The following is a 17,647-nucleotide window of genomic DNA, read 5'->3' on the forward strand; positions in this document are numbered from 1 at the left end:
CTGCTGCTCGAACCCCCGCTGGTCCTCGGCTGCTCGCGCCTGGGCTCGGCGCTGACCCCGATGGACCGCCGCGCCGGCCTGGCCTTCATCGACGAGGCCTTCGCGCTGGGCATCCGCCATTTCGACACCGCCAGCATCTACGGCCAGGGCGACAGCGAACGCTGGCTGGGCCAGGCGCTGCGCGGCCGGCGCGAGCTGGTGAGCCTGGCCAGCAAGGCCGGCCAGCGGCTCACGGCGAAGCAGGCGCTGATGGCCAGGGCCAAGCCGCTGGTGCGCTGGCTGGCTGCGCGGCGGCCGGGGCTGCGTGCGCAGGTCGGCACGCAGCGCGCCGCCGGCGTGCCGCGCTGCTTCGAGCCCGACATCATCGAGCGCAGCCTGCATGCCAGCCTGCGCCGCCTGGGCACCGACCATCTCGACCTCTTCTACCTGCACAGCCCCGCGCCCGAGGTGCTGGACGACGACGCGCTGCTGCTGCGCATCGAGCAGCTGCGCGCGGCGGGCCTGTTCCGCCGCTTCGGCGTCTCCTGCGACGACGCGGCCCAGCTGCAGCGCGCGCTGGGCTGCCCGCTGGCGCAGGTGGTGCAGTTCGACATCGCCGATGCCGAGGACCTGCCCGCGCTGCTCGCCGTGCTGGCGCTGCAGGGGCGCCAGGCGGTGCTGCGCGGCTTCACCGCGGGCGGCGCCGGTGGGGAGATCCTGGCCCGCCGGCTGGTCGCGGCGATGGGGCGCGCGGCGGTGGGCGGCGTGATCGTCGGCACCACGCGCAGCACCCATCTGCGCGACAACGTGGCGGCCTACGAAAAGGCGCTGGCGCAGCGTGCGCCGGCCGTGTCCGCATGACGATGACAATGAGCACCGAGCACCGCAACAACTTCGACCTGATCCGCCTGCTCGCCGCGGCGCAGGTGCTGGTGGGCCATGTGATCACCAGCGTCCCCGGCATCGAGATGCCGCGGCTGCACCAGGCGCTGACGCTGTTCCCCGGCGTGCCGATCTTCTTCTTCATCAGCGGCTACCTGATCTCCGGCTCCTGGCTGCGCCGGCCCGATCCGGCGGCCTACTTCGCGGCCCGTGCACTGCGCATCTTCCCGGCGCTGTGGGCGGCGGTGCTGCTCTCGCTCGCGCTGCTGGCCCTGCTGTACCGCGAGCCGCTGGCCGATAACGCCGGCACCGCGGCGATGTGGCTGGCGATGCAGGCGAGCTTCCTGCAGTCCTGGAACCCGCCCTTCCTGCGCGGCTACGGCACCGGCCTGGCCAACCCGGTGCTGTGGACCATCCCGGTCGAGCTGGCCTTCTACGTGGCGCTGCCGCTGCTGTGCCTGCTGGGCGCGCGGCTGCGGCGGCCGCGTGGCGTGCTGGTGGGCGCGGCGGTGCTGTCCTTCGCGGTCTTCGTGGTCGCGGCCTTCATGCTCGATCGGGCAGAACCGGCGCTGCTGCGCAAGGTGCTGATGCAGTCGCCGGCGTCCTTCATCACCTGGATGTGGATGTTCCTGCTCGGCGCGCTGGCCCAGCTCGGCAAGGAGCGCCTGCTGCCGCTGCTGCGCGGGCGCTTCCCGCTGTTCGCGCTGCTGGCGCTGGCCACCGGCCTGGCCTCGCTGCGCTGGGACCTGGGCCCCTGGCTGCACCTGCCCGGCAACGAGATCGGCCTGCTCAATGCGCTGACGATCGACCTCGCCGTGCTCTCGCTGGCCTTCTCGTGGCCGGCGCTGTCCACCCGGCTGCTGCGCGGCAACGACCTCTCCTACGGCCTCTACCTGTTCCACATGCCGGTGGTCAACGCGCTGATCGTGCTGGGCTTCGCCGGCCTGACCGGCGCGGCGCTGGCGATCGCCGGCGCCGTGGCCTGCGCGGCGGCCAGCTGGTGGCTGCTGGAGCGCCGCGCGCTGGCCCGCAAGGCCGCGCTGGAGCAGTGGCTCGCGCGCCGCCTGCGGCCCGTTGGAGCGCCCTTCATGCAACCCGCCATCGACATCAAGGAGTAAGCCGATATGCGAGCCCTGTGGCTGTGCCGCGCCCTGCCTTTCCCGCTGGACACCGGCGACCGCATCTACGCCGCCCGGCTGCTTCGCTCGCTGGCCGAGGCCGGCTGCGAGCTGACCGTGGCCGGCTTCGAGGGCGAGGCCCGGCTGCCCGCCGGCTGGCCCGTGCGCACGATCACCGTGCCGGGCCGTCCGCACGGCACGCTGCGCTCGCTGCTGAGCCTGCGTCCGCTGGTTGGCGCCGCGCATGCGACCGCGGCCTTCCGCGGGCAGGTGGACGGCCTGGCCGCGCTGAACTGGGACTGCGTGGTCTTCGACCACTACGCGATGGACTTCGCCATCCCGCCCTTCCTGCGCCGCCGTGCGCGCGAGGGCAGCGGGCCGGTGCTGGTCCATGTGGCGCATGACCACGAGGCCTCCGTCTATGCCTCGCTGGTGAAGGGCTTCCGCGGCTCGGCCTTCAAGCGCCTGGGCCTGTGGCAGAACTGGCTGAAGACCGGCTGGGCCGAGCGCTGGATCGCGCGCCACGTGGACCTGCTGACGGCGATCACGCCGGAGGATGCGGCCCGCTTCGCGATCGACGCGCCGGCCACGCCCAGCGTGGTGCTGACGCCGGGCTACGAGGGGGGGGTGTCGAACCGCCGGCAGATCGGCGCGGAGGTGCCGCGGCGCGTCGTCATGGTGGGCAACTACCGCTGGGTGGCCAAGGCGGAGAACCTGCGCCTGTTCGTCGCCGCGGCCGATGCCGCCTTCGCCGCCGCCGGCATCGAGCTGCATGTGATCGGCTCGATGGACGAGGCCCTGGCCGCCGAGCTGCGCGCCGGCAGCCGCGCCACGGTGCTGCACGGTTTCGTCGACGACATCGCGCCGCACTTCGCCAACGCGCGCCTCGCGGTCGTGCCCGAGGAGATCGGCGGCGGCTTCAAGCTCAAGTTCCTCGACTACATCTTCGGCCGCATGCCGGTGGCCAGCCTGACGCACGCCACCGCCGGCCTGCCCGACGAGATCCGCGGCGCGATGATCTGCCGCGCGGACCTGGCGGGCCTGGTGCAGGCCATCGTCGAGCAGATCGACGACACCGAGGCGTTGACCCACATGCAGGCCGAGGCGCTGGCCGCGGCGCAGGCCCGCTACCGCTGGCAGGACCGGGGCCGCGAGCTGCTGGAGGCGGTGCAGCGGCTGCGGCGCCGGCCGCCGGCGGCCTCGTCCCCCGCGCTGGCGGGGGCGACGCGATGACAATGATGATGACGGCCGCGGGCGGCGCCGAACGCCGCTGGCTCTTCGTCGACGACGCCGAGCTGTTCGGCGGCCACGAGGTGATGCTGCTGCGCTGGATCGGCGAGCTGCTGCAGCAGGGCGACGTGAAGCCGCGACTGCTCGCCCGCGAGGGCAGCCGCCTGCAGGAACTGGCGCCGGCCCCGGTGCGCTGCGCCAGCGCCTTCGCCCGGCTGCGCAGCGTGTGGCGCGATGCGAAGGTGCTGCGCCGCACGCTGCGCGAGGAGCGGCCCGAGTGGGTCGTGTTCGCCTGCGGCGCGCTGGGCTCGCAGATCCCGCTGCAACTGCTGGCGCGGCTGTGGGGCGCGCGGGTGGCCGTGTACGTGCCGCTGCTGGGCAGCTTCCGCTCGATGGGCTACCGGCGCGCGGCGCTCAAGGACCTGTTCGTGCGCGCCGTGCTGGCCCGCCTGCCGCACGCCTGGGTGGCGATCACCGCGCAGCAGGCCCAGGAGTTCCGCGCCTGGGCGAGGCCGACCGGTCCGGTGCATGTGCTGCCCAACACCGTGGCGCGCGAGATCGAGGACGCACCGCGCCTGGCGCCCGCCGAGGCGCGCGGCGAGCTGCGCGTGCTGGTGCTGGGCCGCCTCGAGCACTGGCAGAAGGGGCTGGACCTGCTGCTCGATCATCTGGAAGCCGCGCCGCCGGCCGCGCTGCGCGTCAGCCTGGTGGGTGAAGGCCCTTACCGTGAGGTCGTCGAGTCGCGCCTCGCGGCCAGCCCGGTGCTCGGGCGCTGCCTGCAGCTTCAACCCTGGATGCCCGCGCGCCAGGCGCTGGCCAGCCATGACCTGCTGCTGCTGCCCTCGCGCTACGAGGGCGTGCCGCTGGTGATGCTGGAGGCGATGGCGCTGGGCCTGCCGGTGATCGGCGCCGACCTGCCGGGGCTGCGGGCCTACCTGTCCGAGGTGCAGCTGTTCCCGATGGGCGACATGAAGGCGGCCTTCGAGCGGGTGGAGGCGCTGCGGCCGCGCGAGGTGCGGGAGGCGGCAGCGGCTGCGGGACGGGCGGCGTACGAGGCGGGCGCATCGAGCGCGGCCTTCGCTGCCGCCGTGGCGGCGCTCAGCCGCACGCTAGATCGACAGCCGCCCCAGCAGCTGAAAACCGAACAGCTCCAGCCGGCGGCGGACTGAGCCGGCCGTCGTCGCCACGTCGAAATCCTCCTGCTTGACCTGGCCGTCCGCGCGCACCCGGTGCGCCTGCAGCGTCGTCGTGCGCACGGATGCGCCGCCGCGGCGCAGCGCGTGGCGCAGCAGCCGCTCGGCATGCAGCGGGCGGCCGGTGCGCTCCGAATAGTCCAGCGCCCATTCGAGGCGCTTGCCGTAGGCGCGATAGGCCTCGGCGCCGCACAGCGCGAAGCGGTCGTTGTAGCCGCCCCACCATTGCCACTCCGGCAGGATGCAGCGGCGCGGCTGGCGCAAGGCGCTGTCGAACTCGGCCGCGGCGAAGCCGCCTTCGTAGCGCAGGTCCGGCCGCAGGTAGAGCACCAGGTCCGGCTCCCAGGCCGCCAGCCGCCGCGTCACCCGGCTCAGCGAATGCAGCTGATGGATCAGGTTGGCCAGCGTGCTGAAGCCGTCGCCGTAGGCATCGCCATGGCGGCGGATCTGCGCGAAGCCGTGCTGCGCCAGGCACTCGCCGGGCGCCTCCAGCTCGCCGTCGAAGGCCTCGAAGGGCGCATAGGCGGCCGGCGGCATCGGCGCGTTCTCGCCGCTGCGCGGATCGACCACCCGGTCCATCAGGAACAGGTGATGGAAGACGCGGCACTCGCCCATCTGGCGCACCGGGCCGATGAAATGCCGCTCGATCGAGGGCATCGTCAGCGCCGACGCGCGCGGGATGCCGAACAGCGCGATGGCGACCTTCATCACTTCGCCACCTTGGACTTCGCCAGCTGCAGCACCTCCCGCAGCAGCGCCCGGTCGATCAGCAGCAGCGTGCCGATGAAGCTCGCCGCGCCCACGACCACCAGCAGCGCGAGCTGCGGCAGCGCCGGCAGGCTGAAGTGCGCGCGCGCGGCCAGCACCGCCGCCACCATCACCGCCGCCGCGACCAGCGGCGTGACCACGCCGCGCAACTGGTCCGCCAGCCGGATCCCGGCGCCGCGCCTGACCAGCCACAGCATGATCGGGAAGCCCAGTGCCTCGCGCGCCAGCCACACGCCCAGCACCCAGGGCAGCGTGCGCTGCGGCAGCAGCCACATCGCCGCCAGCAGGAAGGCGAACTCCACGCCGCGCGCGATCAGCGGGTCGCCCGGCCGGCCGATGGCGCTCAGCAGCGGGTTCATCAGCACCCGCGGCCCCTGCAGCAGCGGCAGGCAGGCCAGCACGGTGATGTACAGGCTCGCCTCGCTCCAGCGCGGGCCGAACACCAGTTGCACCACTTCGGGCGCGGTCACCGCCAGGCCGATCATCAGCCCATAGAGCATCGCGCAGGTGACGGCGGTGGCCAGCCGGTAGACCCGCACCATGCGCGCCGGGTCGCCGCGCAGCGCGGATAGCATCGGCATCGCCACCTGCGAGACCGCGGTGGCGGCCACGCTGTAGAGCGTGTCCACCACGCGCATCGCCAGGTTCAACAGGCCAGCCGCGGCCAGGCCCAGCATCGCGCCGGCCATGATCGTGAAGATGCGCTTGACCGCGAAGGTCAGCAGCTGCGTCACCACCGCCGAGGCACCGAAGCCCGCCAGGTCGCGCAGCGCCTGCATCGAGAAGCGCAGCTGCGGCCGCTGCGCCGCCGTCCACCACAGCACGCAGGAACCGATGCCGACGATCAGCACCTGCTGCGCCACCAGGCCCCAGACGCCTGCGCCCGCATAGACCAGCGCCAGGCCCACGACGGCGCCGGTCATGCGCCCCATCAGCGAACGCAAGGCCAGCGCCTTGAACGAGAGCTCGCGCCGCTGGTGCGCGACGATGGTGGCCGTCCAGGCGCCGAAGGGCAGGGCCAGCGCGGTCCAGGCCAGCACCCGGCCGGCGCCCGGCGCATCGACCAGGCGCTCGAACAGCGGCGCCCCCGCCACGCACAGGCCCAGGGCCAGCAGGCCGAGGCCCAGCGTGGTGGTGAAGGCGGTGTCGAAGTGCATCGCGTCGGCCTGCTCGCGCTGGATCAGCGCGTCGTGGAAGAGCATGCGGATCAGCACGTCCACCAGCTCGATCAGCGCCAGCACCATCGAGAACAGGCCGAACTCCGCCGCCGTCAGCACGTGCGAATAGAGCACCAGCGTGCCGAAGGAGATCAGCAGCAGGCCCAGGTTCTCGACCGTGCTCCAGATCAGCGAGCGGCGCACCCGGCCGCGGCTGTCGTCGTCGGGCTTGGCGGCGGCGACGACCGGCGTGTCCGCGATCGTCATGATGGGCGCGCCAGCACCCGCTGGTACAGCTCGATCAGCGCCTGCGCCTGCGTCTGGGCCGAGAAGCGCAACTGCGAGCCGCGCTGCTGCGGCGCCGGCTGCTGCACCCGCAGCGCGGCCAGCGCGGCGGCCAGCGGCGCGTCGATGTGGACCTGCGGCTGGTATTCCTCGTCCGGGATGCGGAACATCTCCGGCTCGCCATAACGCGTCACCTCAGCGGTGTCTCCGAAGACCAGGCGGCTGAACATCGAATCGGGCACCAGCAGCCGCGCGCCGGTGGCATGCGCCTCCCACCAGCTCAGCGTGAAGGTGGTGAAGATCGCCACGTCGGCCGCGTTGTAGACCGCGCGCAGCTCGTGGGCCGGCACCTGCTGGATGAACAGCTCGTCGCCGGGCGGCAGCGCGGCCAGCGCGGCGCGCACGTCCTCGGCGATCGTGCCCACCAGGGCCAGGCGCCAGCCGGCCTGGCGGCAGGCCATCACCACTTCGGGCACCCGCTTGGTCGCTTGCATCTTGCCGGTCAGCACGGCCAGCGGCGCGTCGGGGGCGATGCCGTGGCGCTGACGCCAGGCGCTGCGCTCTGCGGCGTCGTAGTAGAAGCGCTTGGGGTCCACGCCCAGCGGGGCGAACACCGTCTCGACCTTGCGCAGGCTGCAGGAGACGAAGTGCTCGCGGTTGGCCAGGACGGTGTGCCGCACCGCGTCCACGAACAGCGAGCCGATGCGGATCAGCTGGCGGCGCCAGAGGCTGTCGGCGCGGCTGTACCAGGTGGCCAGGCGGTCGCCGCGCTGCTCGTGGTCGTAGACGACCGGCTTGCCGCAGAGCTTGGCCAGCGCGGCGATCAGCACGGTGGTGCCGGTGCGGAACTCGATCAGGTGCACCACGTCGGCGCGGCGGATCTCGGCCAGCAGCGGGCGGTAGAGCACGAAGTCGCTGTAGCGCAGGAACACATGGCGGCGGAACAGCCGCACGCCGGTCTCGGCCACGAACTCGGCGTCGCGCGCGGTGGGCTGCGTGGGCTTGAGCTTGACACGGCTGCCGGTCCAGATGTGGCTGGCGTCCCCGCACATCAGCGTGACGTCGTGGCCGGCCGCGGCCAGCTGCTGGCAGTAGGAATACTCGCGGTACGAGGGCAGCTCGCTTTCGAAGAAGCCGGAGGCGACGAGGATGCGCATGTGGTGATGTCCTTACTGCTTTTGATAAGCGCGAACCCAGTCGATGTCCAGTGACTGGGGAAAGGCAGCGTCATCGATGCCGAAGCGCCCGGCCCACTGGCCGCCGATGGCGAGGTTCAGCAGGATGTGCGCCGGGGCGCCCACGCTGCCGTCTTCATAGGTCCAGCTGTGCTTGCGCGACATCACGTTGAGTCCGTCCACATAGAAAGTTATTCGATCGGGCATCCATTCGAGGCCGATCGTGTGCCAGCCCTTGTCGAAGTCGAAGGACGCCACCCAGATCTGGTGCACCGGCTTGAAGCCGGGGTCGGTGTGCAGCCAGACCGGCGTGGTGCCCTTGGGCGTGTTGGCCGCCAGGTGGAGCTGGTTGACCTTGTCGTTCTGGCCGTTGTTGACGAACTCGAAGATGTCGATCTCAGGCGGCCAGCTGAGCCGCCCGTCGGCGCCATTGACGTCCGAGTTGAGCCAGAAGGCCGGCCACACGCCCAGGCCGCCGGGCATCTTCACACGCGCTTCCAGGAAGCCGTAGCGCAGCGTCCAGTCCGAACGGATCATGCCGGACTGGTAGTTGAGCCCCTTGGGCTGCTCGCCGGGCAGGCGCCGCGCCACCAGCTTCAGCAGGCCGTCGGCCTCCACGTGGTTGTCCTTGTCGGCGTAGCGCTGCTTCTCGTCGTTGAGCCGGTCCAGCGTGCCGCCGCCCTCGGGCCCGTTGTAGATGTAGCGGGTGATCCACTTGCCGCGGTCTAGCGCACTGCCGTCGAACTCGTCGTTGAACACCAGCGTGTAGCCGGGCGGGGTGTAGGACTCGCTCCAGGACTTCACCGGCTGCGTGACCGGGATCGGCGCGCGCATCTTCAGCGAGACGCCGTCGATTGCCAGCCCCTGGCCCGAGATCGCCACCTCGCCCATCGCCAGGTAGGCCGGCGCGGTGAAGTCGATCGCGACCTCGCCGGGGCCGCTGATCGCCTTCGCATAGGTCCGATAGGCATTGCCCTGCTTCGGCTCGCGGAAACGCACCAGCGCCTGGCCGGCCTTGCCATCGCCGACCCTGACCCGCAGCGTGTAGGAGCGGCCCGGCTGCAGCGCATCGACCGGCAACTTCTGCTGGCCGCCGCGGGTCCACCAGTCACCGGGCGGGATCAGTTCGGCAGGGTTGACAGCATAGGCGGGCACCGCTGCGGTGGGCGGATGGGCGGCCTCGCTGTTCATCGGGAGCTTGAGCAGGCCGGGGTCGGGCTGCTGCGCGACGGATGCGGCCGCCAGCAGCGACAGGGCGAAGGCAGTGACCAGCCTCATGCCGGAGGCGCCGCCGACCCACGCCCGATCGCGTGGTACTCCAACCCCATCGAAGCCAGCAGCACCGGGTCGTAAAGATTGCGGCCGTCGAAGATCACTGGCAGCTTCAGCGTCTTGCGGATCTGCTCGAAGTCCGGGCTCTTGAACTGGCGCCATTCGGTGACGACCAGCAGCGCGTCCGAGCCCTGCAGCGCCTGCGCCTGCTGCTCCACATAGCCCAGGCCCGGCTGCGTGCCGAAGACGCGGCGGGCCTCGGTCATCGCGACCGGGTCGTAGGCCTTGATGTCGGCGCCGCGGCGCAGCAGTTCCTGCACGATGACCCGGCTGGGCGCCTCGCGCATGTCGTCGGTGTCGGGCTTGAAGGCCAGGCCCCAGACCGCGAACTGTCGGCCGGTGAGGTCCTCGCCGAAGCGCTTGACCACCTTGTCCACCAGCACCATCTTCTGCCGCTCGTTCGCCGCCTCCACGGCGCCCAGCACCTGCAGCGCCATGCCGCTCGCCTGGCCGGTGTACAGCAGCGCCTTCACGTCCTTCGGGAAGCAGGAGCCGCCGTAGCCGGTGCCGGCGTAGAGGAACTGCGTGCCGATGCGCGGGTCGCTGCCGATGCCGATGCGCACCCGCTCGATGTCCGCGCCCACCCGCTCGGCCAGCAGGGCCAGCTCGTTCATGAAACTGATGCGGGTGGCCAGCATCGCGTTGGCGGCATACTTGGTGAACTCGGCGCTGCGCCGGTCCATGATCAGCATGCGCTCGCGGTTGCGGGTGAAGGGCGAGTACAGCGCGCGCATCAGCAGCACGGCGCGTTCGTCGTCGTCGCCGCCGATGATGACGCGGTCCGGCCGCATGAAGTCCTCCACCGCCGCGCCCTCCTTGAGGAACTCGGGGTTGGAGATGACCGCGAAGCCCACCTCCACGCCACGCGCCGCCAGTTCCTCGCGCACCGCCGCCTCGACCCGGTCGCCGGTGCCCACCGGCACGGTGCTCTTGTCGACGATGACCTTGTAGTCGGTCATGTGGCGGCCGATGCTGCGCGCGGCGGCCAGCACATAACTCATGTCGGCGGAGCCGTCCTCGTCCGGCGGCGTGCCCACGCCGATGAACTGCAGCGTGCCGTGCTGCACCGACGCGGCCACGTCGGTGGTGAAGTGCAGCCGCCCGGCGATGACGTTGCGCATCACCATCTCCTGCAGGCCGGGCTCGTGGATCGGGATCTTCCCGTCCTTGAGCAGCGCGATCTTGCGCTCGTCCACGTCCATGCAGACGACGTCGTTGCCCATCTCGGCCAGGCAGGCGCCGCTGACGAGGCCCACGTAGCCGGATCCGATCACCGTGACCTTCATTGGTGCAGTCCCTTCGCTGTTGCTCGATGCAAACCCCACTGACGGCAATATGCATGCCAATGGCGTAACGAATTACTTCCACGTACCCGGCGCGCTTCTTGCCTCCCGTCCCGACGGCAATACACGGGGGATCGGATGCACCAATACGCGATATGGGCCTGCGCGCCGGCGATTGCGCTCGCCTTGCTGCTGTGCACGCGGCTGCGCCTGGCGCCGCCGCCGCATGCCGCCGAACGCGTCTCCAGCCTCGACGGCCTGCGCGGCCTGCTCGCGCTGGGCGTGTTCATCCACCACAGCGTGGTGCATTACGGCTTCGCGCGCACGGGCCTGTTCTGGGCGCCGGACTCGCATTTCTACGCCCAGCTCGGTGACGGCAGCGTGAAGATGTTCTTCATGATCACCGGCTTCCTGTTCGTCGGGAAGCTGCTGCGCGCGCGCCGCGCCGGCATCACGCTGGACTGGCAGCGCCTGTATGCCTCGCGGCTCACGCGGATCTTCCCGTTGTACTGGAGCGCGATCGCCGCGATGTTCGTCGTCATCGGTGTTCTGACGCATTTCGAGCTGCGGCAGGATCCGGGCCTGCTGGCCCTGCATGCGGTCAACTGGCTGGAGCTGGTGGTCAGCACCTTCCCGGATCTCAACGGCGTGGTGAACACTCGTTACATCCTCGCCGGCGTCGTGTGGACGCTGGTGGTCGAGTGGATGTTCTACATGGCCCTGCCGGCGATTGCGCTGTGCATGGGGCTTCGCGTGAGCCGCCGCGTGCTCGCGATCAGCCTGCTGCCGGCGCTGTGGCTGGTGGTGATGCTGGTGTTCCGCACCGCCTGGACGATCGTCGTCGTGGCGCCCTTCTTCGGCGGGGCGCTGGCCGCGTGGATCGATGCGCGCGAGCGCAGCTGGAAGGCATGGTTGCAGGGGCCGCCGGCGGCCTGCGCCATCGTGGCGCTGCTGGTGCTGGACGTGCTGCTGTTCCCCGACGGCCGCAATCTTTTCTCGCTGCTGCTGCTCGCGATGGCCTTCATCCCGATCGCCTGCGGCAACACGCTGTTCGGCCTGTTCAGCGCCAAGGCGGTGCGCAACCTGGGCGAGATGTCGTACAGCATCTACCTGCTGCATGGGCTCTTGCTGTACGTCGCTTTCGTGCTGGTCATCGGCCCCGCGCGTACGGCCACGCTGAGCCCGCTGCAGCACTGGGGCGTCGTGACGCTGCTGGCGCCGCTGCTGGTGCTGCTGTGCGCCTTCAGCTTCCAGCGCATCGAGCGCCCCGGCATGGCGATGGCGGGCCGGCTCGCCGCCTGGCTCGAAGGCTTGCGCGCTCAGCGCCTGTGCAGCGCCTCGACCAGCCCCGCCGCCGCCCGCTCGAACGGGCCCGGCCGGTAGCGGCGCAGGTAATCCGCCTGCTCGCCGGCCAGCTCGGGCGGCGAGAGCGGCGCGAAGCGCGTGCTCGGCGTGAAGCTGGCGCCCTCGCGGCCGGCGCGCTGGATCAGCAGCGACAGCTCGTTGAGGTGCATGTGGAAGTCCGGCGACATCGGCTGCGGCCGGCCCTGCTGCAGCGCGCGGGCCATCTCGGCGATGCCCAGCAGCTTGTCCTGTGCATAGATCTCGCGCCGGCGCAGCCAGCTGACGAAGCGGTGTTTCAGCGAATGGCCAACGCCCTTCTCCACCTCCACCGCATGCGACTTCCAGCGCCGCACCAGCGGCAACCGCCGCCCGCCGATGCCGAACAGGCGGCCGAACAGCGGCTGCGTGCGCAGCGTGTAGGCCTTGCGCGCGGCCAGGCCCACGCGCGAGAAGCGCTCCAGGTGCACGGCGGCCTGGTCGTGGAAGGCGTTGTCCACGGTGATCTCGCCGGCCTCGCCGATGATGCGCATCTGGTGGTCGCGCGGCGAAACCCAGGTGCAGGTGATGCGCGCCGCCACGCCGTTGGCGAAGTGCAGGCAGGCGACCGAGAAGTCCGGCGTGTCGGCCGGGTTCAGCGGCGTGGCCGTCTTGTGCGGCACCAATTGGCTGGAGAAGGCGGTGACCTTCAGCGCCGGGCCGAACATCGCGCAGAGCCACACCAGGTGATAACTGACATGTTCGACGGTGCAGCCTTCCTGGAACTCCTCGGCATACGGGAAGGGCGCGCCGGTGGGGCTCTGCACCTTCTCGAGCTGCATCAGGTGGGCAGGGTTGTCGTCCATCTCCGCATAGACCAGCACCGGCCGGCCGATGGCGCCGTCGCGAACCGCCTTCCACATCGTGGCGATCGCGTCGCAGTAGAGGTTGGATGGCGCGCCGCTGAGCACCAGGCCGCGCTCGCGGGCCAGGTCGAAGAGCGCCTGAGTGCGCGCGAAATCGGTGGTGAAGGGCTTCTCGGAGTAGACGTGCTTGCCGGCCTCCAGCGCCGCCCGCGTCACCTCGTCATGCGAGCGGATGCTGGTGAGGTTGATGACGGCCTCGACGTCACCGTCGGCCAGCAGCGCCTGCAGGCTCGGGTAGACGTGGAAGCTGTAGTGGCGTGCGACGACCGCCGAGCGCGCGGTGTCGATGTCGTAGACGCCGCGGATATCCAGTTCCTCGTGCGCCCAGCGGGTGCGCATGTAGATGTCGAATACGTAACCGCATCCGACGAAGGCAATCTTCATCGCGTCCCCGCGTGGTTTCACACGGAGAGTTGACTGGCAATATGCGTGCCAGTGCGGCGATCAGCGGATCGCCACGCCCCAGGGCAGCTTGCCGACGGCCACATCGGTGATCTTGACGTTCCGATCGGTATCGATGACCGATACCGCGCCGGAACGACCGCAGGCCACGTACAGCTTCTTGCCGTCCGGCGTCAGCGCCATGTTCCAGGGCCGCTGGCCGACGCCGATGGTGGCGACGATCGCGTTGGTGGCCGCATCGAGCACCGAGACCGTGGCATCGCCGCCGTTCGACACGAACACCCGCTTCCCATCCGGGTGCACCGCGATGCCGTTGCTGCGCGGGCCGGCCTTGATCTTGGCGAGCACCGCGTAACTGCTCGTATCGATCACGTAGACCTCGCTGGAGTTCTCCGCCGCCACGTAGGCGCGGCTGCCGTCCGGCGCGAAGCCGATGCCGCGCGGCCGCGCGCCGACCGGCACCTGCGCCACTTCCACGCGCTTGGCCACGTCGATGATGTCCACCGCCTCGCCCTCCTCGGCGCTGACGAAGACCAGCCGGCCGTCGGGGCTGAAGATCGCGTGCTCGGGGTTCTTGCCCTTCACCTGCACCGCGAAGGCCTTCTTGTTCGTGGACGCGTCCACGAAGACCACGTCGTTCGATTCCTCGATGGCGACGGCGATCCACTTGCCGTCGGCCGAGATGCCAACGCCCTCGGGCGACTCGCCCAGCGCGATCGTGCCGGCCGGCGCGCGCTTGACCAGGTCCACCATCACCAGCCGGTTGTTGGGCTGGTCGCTGATGTAGGCGGTCTTGCCGTCGGCGCCGATCACGGTGCCGCGCGGCTTCTTGCCGGCAGGCACCTCGGCGACGACCTTGTCGGTCTCGGTATCGATGATGCTCAACGTGCCCGAGCCCTCGTTGGGCACGTAGGCGAAAGGCGCGGCGGCCGCGAGCAGCGGCAGGAGGAGGGCGGCGGTGGCGAACAGGCGTCGGGTCATCGTGGTCAGTCCTTGTCGGAGGCGAGCGAGATGCGGTGCAGCGTGCCGTCGCGGGCCATCATGTGCTGGATCGCGGCGAGGATGTGGCCTGCGATCAGCGCCGCGAAGACGAACGCGGTCACGACATGCACGCCGTTGAAGAATTTGTAGACTGTGGGCAGGTCGGGGCCCCAGGGCGGCAGCGGCGTGCCAAAGAACTTGATGCCGTGCTTGCTGAAGTTGGAGCCGACATAGCCGGACAGCGGCATCACCAGCATGCACACGTACAGGCCGATGTGGCCCCAGTGCGCGGCCAGCTGCTGCCAGCGCGGCAGCGCGGCCGGCCAGGCGGGCGGGCTGTGGCGCAGCCGCCAGTACAGGCGCCACAGGATCAGCAGGCCCAGCACGATGCCGAAGGACTTGTGGTTGTTGATCACGCCGGCCCGCGCGGGCGTGTTGCGCGGCGCGATCTCGTCCATGCAGAAGCCGAAGACGATCTGCACGATCAGCAGCGTGCCGATCAGCCAGTGCAGGCGGCGGGCGACCTTGTCATAACGTGCTTGTTCCACTGACTGTCCTTGTGCTCTCAAGCAAATGTTGCTTGGCCACTTTGCTTGACCCCCTCGGGGGGCCTGACGCGAAGCGGCAGGTTTGGGGGCGCTCAGAAACGCATCGTGGCCGCCGTGCCGATCAGCCACGAGCGCCCCGGCGCCGGCTCGAAGAAGCGGCTGTTGCCCTCGTTGACGATGACCGAGCCGGCGTACTTCTTGTCGGTGAGGTTGTCGCCGCGCAGGAAGCCGCTCAGCTCCCAGCGCTCGCTGCTGTAGACGTAGCCGATGTTGGCGCTGGCGACGGTGAAGCCGGCGGCCGCATCGGTGTTGGCATCGTTGACCGGCACGGCCGTCAGCCGGCGCAGCTCCACGCCACCGCGCCAGCCGGCCACCGGCATCCACGCGAGCGAGGCGAAGGCCGAGCCCTTGGCGATGCCGGGAATGCGGTTGCCCGCCGCGATGGCCACGTTCGGCGCGGTGCAGGGCGTGGCGGTGCAGGTGAGAAAACCGTCGGTGTAGGTGGCGTTGAGCAGCGTGGCGGCCACCTGCGCCTTCAGCGATTGCCACCAGCTGCCTGACCAGGCCAGCTCCAGCCCGGTGCGCTTCGTGCCGCCGGCGTTCTGGAAGGTCGAACGGCCGCCGGAGTTGGTCTGGGTGACGATCTCGTGCTGGGTGCGGGTCTCGAAGGCGGCCGCGCTCAGCTCGCCCCAGCCCGGCAGTCGCGCCTTCACGCCCAGCTCCACGCTGTTGCTGGTGGCCGCCTGCAGGCCGAAGTTCAGGCCGGTCTGGCCGCCCGAGCGGTAGGCCAGTTCGTTGAGCGTCGGCGTCTCGAAGCCGCGACCGGCGCTGGCGTACAGGTGCAGGTTCTCGTTGACCGCGTAGAGCACGCCCAGCACCGGCATCGTGTCCCCATAGTCGGTGCTGCCGCTGTCGTCGGGGTTGCCGGCGACGATGTAGTGGTCGCGCGACTTGAAGCTGACCTTGCTGTGGCGCAGGCCGGCGTTGACGCTGAAGCTCGGCGTGACGGACCAGTTCGCCTGCAGGTACTGGTCGAAGCTGTTGACGTGGTTGCTCTCGTTGCGGCGCAGCGCGCCGATCACGCCCAGCGTGTTGCCGATGAAGTTCTGGTAGCCCTGGCGCTGCTCGTCCAGCACGTCGTAGGCGATGCCGGCGACCAGCGTGAAGGGCGAGCCGGCCAGCGCGGTCTTCATCGTCCAGCGGGCGTCCAGGCCGTTGTAGTCGCGCGCCAGGTCGATCACGCCGCCCGGGTGCAGCGGGCTGCCCTGCGAGGCCTTCGGGATCGACTGCATCTGCTCGGTGCCGCGGTGGCCGCCGTAGGCCGTCAGCTGGATGCTGTGGGCGGCCGAGAGGCGGCGCTCGTAGACCAGGCCGGCCTGCGCCTGGTTGACGGTCTTGGCGGTGTTGTAGTCCAGCGCCGATTGGTCGACGCCGCGCGGGTTGGCCTCGTACTGCGCGCGCGACAGGCCCAGCGGATCCTGCGCCTCGGGCAGGTAGACGCTGTTGAGCACCAGCGTGAGCTTGCTGTCCTCGTCCGGGTGCAGCGTGAACTTGGCGTTGGCGAGCTGGCGGTCGGCGGCGCTGTGGTCGCGGTAGCCGTCGGTGTGGAAGCGGCTGCCGCTGATCACGTAGCCGAGGCCGCCGGTGACGCCCACCGCCTTGGCGCCCACGCGCAGCACGCCGTTGCTGCCGCTGGCCGCCTCGAAGCCCAGCCGCGGCGAGCTTGAACCCTCCTCGGTGAACACGTTGATGACGCCGCCGGAGGAGTTGCCGTACAGCGCCGAGAAGGGTCCGCGCAGCACCTCGATGCGGCCCACCGAGCCGAGCTCGACGTTGGTGATCTGGCCCTGGCCGTCGGGCAGCGTGGCGGGGATGCCGTCCACATACAGGCGCACGCCGCGGATGCCGAAGGTGGAGCGGGCGCCGAAGCCGCGCACGCTGATCTGCACGTCCTGCGCGTAGTTCTGGCGGTCGCGGGCGAGCAGCCCGGGCACGGCGGCGAGGTCCTCGGAGATGTTGACCAGGCTGTGCGCATTGCGGATCTCCTCGCTGCCGATGCGGCTGATCGAGGCGGGCGTGTCGAAGGCCGGGACGGCGGTGCGGGTGGCGGTCACGACCACCTGGGGCAGGGCTTCGGTGGATGCGGAATCCTGGGCCATGGCGGACAGCGCCAGGCAGGACGTGCCCGCAAGAACCGCAAGGGAACAACAGCTGCTGCTGCGCATGAAGTCTCCGTCGTTGTTTTGATCGTCATCGTCGAACGGCGCCGGGCCATCCTATCGGAGCTTCTTTTCGCAAGGGCTGTGCCACGCGGACGCTGTCGGCTCAACGAAACAGCTCGGCCTCCAGTTCGCGCCAGACGCGCTGGACGTTGAGCGGATGCAGCTCGGCATAGCCGGGCAGCGTGGCGAACTCGGGCAGCGGCAGTACCTGCTCGACGCGGCCGGCGGCCAGCGAGGCATTCACCGCGGCGCGCAGGGCGACGAGGTAGCGCCGCTGCTGTTCGATGCCCTCGTGCCCGGCCGACGGACCCTGCTGGCCCAGCACCGGCGCATCGCCGGCGAAGCGCTGCAGCGCGTCGAGCGCGTCCAGCATCAGCGCGCTGTCGGTGCCGTGCAGGTCCGGAATCGCTCCGGCCCACAGCAGGCCCTGGGCGATGACGAGGCCGCTGCGGCGGTCCCGCAGCAGCAGCGTCGGCTCGCCCTGCTGGCGGGGCAGGGCCAGGGTGTCGAAGGGCCCCAGCGGCTGGCCGGCCCGCACGGCATGGGCCGGCACCCGGATGTCGTCCATCGCGAGCGCTGCCCCGGTCTGCTCTTTCAGGCTGCTCAGGCACTGGCCGCAGCGCTGCTGCATCGCCGCGATCACCTCGGGCAGCGCCCACAGCCGGGCGCGCGGGAAGGCGCTGTTGCCCAGCGACAGCTCGGGCGCCACATGGGTGTTGACCACATCGGTGACGGCGCGCCCGCTCGCTTCGCGCAGCGCACAGGCCAGCGCGCGGCCCAGCGCGGGCGTGGGCCCGCTGCCGACCAGCCAGAGCCGCTGCCCGTCGCGCACCGCGACCGGCGTGA

At 70.7% G+C, this 17,647-nt stretch carries 15 protein-coding genes; 5 read left to right on the forward strand and 10 right to left on the reverse strand.

Annotated features, from left to right (window positions below):
- From B0W88_RS20070 to B0W88_RS20085, 4 genes are all read left to right on the forward strand, one after another.
- Positions 1-840: aldo/keto reductase (locus B0W88_RS20070; RefSeq protein ID WP_077036407.1), on the forward strand; the 840-nt coding region annotated here is incomplete at its 5' end.
- A gap of 8 nt (positions 841-848) precedes the next feature.
- A complete protein-coding gene (locus B0W88_RS20075) occupies positions 849-1,979 on the forward strand; it encodes an acyltransferase (RefSeq protein WP_077036408.1) in 1,131 nt (376 codons plus the stop codon).
- Between the two features lie 6 nt (positions 1,980-1,985).
- Positions 1,986-3,212 (forward strand): glycosyltransferase, encoded by a 1,227-nt coding sequence (locus B0W88_RS20080; RefSeq protein WP_077036409.1) that lies wholly within the window; start codon positions 1,986-1,988, stop codon positions 3,210-3,212.
- Entirely contained in the window at positions 3,209-4,378 is a 1,170-nt protein-coding gene (locus B0W88_RS20085) for a glycosyltransferase family 4 protein (protein ID WP_083748925.1), read from the forward strand. The genes B0W88_RS20080 and B0W88_RS20085 overlap by 4 nt, the downstream gene beginning before the upstream one ends.
- Here the strand turns inward: B0W88_RS20085 and B0W88_RS20090 are convergent.
- From B0W88_RS20090 to B0W88_RS20110, 5 genes are read right to left on the reverse strand one after another with little or no spacing between them, the layout of a single operon-like run.
- Entirely contained in the window at positions 4,319-5,110 is a 792-nt protein-coding gene (locus B0W88_RS20090) for a hypothetical protein (RefSeq protein WP_077036411.1), read from the reverse strand. The two genes, B0W88_RS20085 and B0W88_RS20090, sit on opposite strands and share 60 nt — an antisense overlap.
- Complete coding sequence (locus B0W88_RS20095; RefSeq protein ID WP_077036412.1) at positions 5,110-6,594, reverse strand: oligosaccharide flippase family protein; 1,485 nt, start codon at positions 6,592-6,594, stop codon at positions 5,110-5,112. Before B0W88_RS20095 ends, B0W88_RS20090 begins: the two co-directional genes overlap by 1 nt.
- Complete coding sequence (locus tag B0W88_RS33720; RefSeq protein ID WP_077036413.1) at positions 6,591-7,769, reverse strand: hypothetical protein; 1,179 nt, start codon at positions 7,767-7,769, stop codon at positions 6,591-6,593. The genes B0W88_RS20095 and B0W88_RS33720 overlap by 4 nt, the downstream gene beginning before the upstream one ends.
- Before the next feature lie 12 nt (positions 7,770-7,781).
- Complete coding sequence (locus tag B0W88_RS20105; protein WP_077036414.1) at positions 7,782-9,065, reverse strand: family 16 glycosylhydrolase; 1,284 nt, start codon at positions 9,063-9,065, stop codon at positions 7,782-7,784.
- On the reverse strand, positions 9,062-10,405 hold the full coding sequence (locus B0W88_RS20110) for a UDP-glucose/GDP-mannose dehydrogenase family protein (RefSeq protein WP_077036415.1): 1,344 nt from the start codon (positions 10,403-10,405) through the stop codon (positions 9,062-9,064). The genes B0W88_RS20105 and B0W88_RS20110 overlap by 4 nt, the downstream gene beginning before the upstream one ends.
- Before the next feature lie 135 nt (positions 10,406-10,540).
- On the opposite strand from B0W88_RS20110, the gene B0W88_RS20115 reads away from it, so the two are divergent.
- The gene (locus B0W88_RS20115) at positions 10,541-11,785 is read left to right on the forward strand and encodes an acyltransferase (protein ID WP_083748926.1); all 1,245 of its coding nucleotides are present in this window, start codon (positions 10,541-10,543) and stop codon (positions 11,783-11,785) included.
- On the opposite strand, the gene B0W88_RS20120 is transcribed toward B0W88_RS20115, so the two are convergent.
- From B0W88_RS20120 to B0W88_RS33725, 5 genes are all read right to left on the reverse strand, one after another.
- The gene (locus B0W88_RS20120) at positions 11,722-13,032 is read right to left on the reverse strand and encodes a Gfo/Idh/MocA family protein (protein ID WP_077036417.1); all 1,311 of its coding nucleotides are present in this window, start codon (positions 13,030-13,032) and stop codon (positions 11,722-11,724) included. The two genes, B0W88_RS20115 and B0W88_RS20120, sit on opposite strands and share 64 nt — an antisense overlap.
- Before the next feature lie 60 nt (positions 13,033-13,092).
- Positions 13,093-14,031 (reverse strand): beta-propeller fold lactonase family protein, encoded by a 939-nt coding sequence (locus B0W88_RS20125; protein WP_077036418.1) that lies wholly within the window; start codon positions 14,029-14,031, stop codon positions 13,093-13,095.
- A gap of 5 nt (positions 14,032-14,036) precedes the next feature.
- Positions 14,037-14,579 carry a cytochrome b gene (locus tag B0W88_RS20130; protein WP_083748927.1) on the reverse strand — a complete coding sequence of 181 codons (543 nt, stop codon included), beginning with the start codon at positions 14,577-14,579 and terminating at the stop codon, positions 14,037-14,039.
- 92 nt (positions 14,580-14,671) lie between these two features.
- A complete protein-coding gene (locus tag B0W88_RS20135) occupies positions 14,672-16,738 on the reverse strand; it encodes a TonB-dependent receptor (protein ID WP_233151785.1) in 2,067 nt (688 codons plus the stop codon).
- Between the two features lie 166 nt (positions 16,739-16,904).
- A partial coding sequence (locus B0W88_RS33725; protein ID WP_077036421.1) for a hypothetical protein occupies positions 16,905-17,647 on the reverse strand: 743 nt, incomplete at its 5' end.

This window comes from Pelomonas sp. KK5 (assembly GCF_001984095.1).
GTDB lineage: Bacteria > Pseudomonadota > Gammaproteobacteria > Burkholderiales > Burkholderiaceae_C > KK5.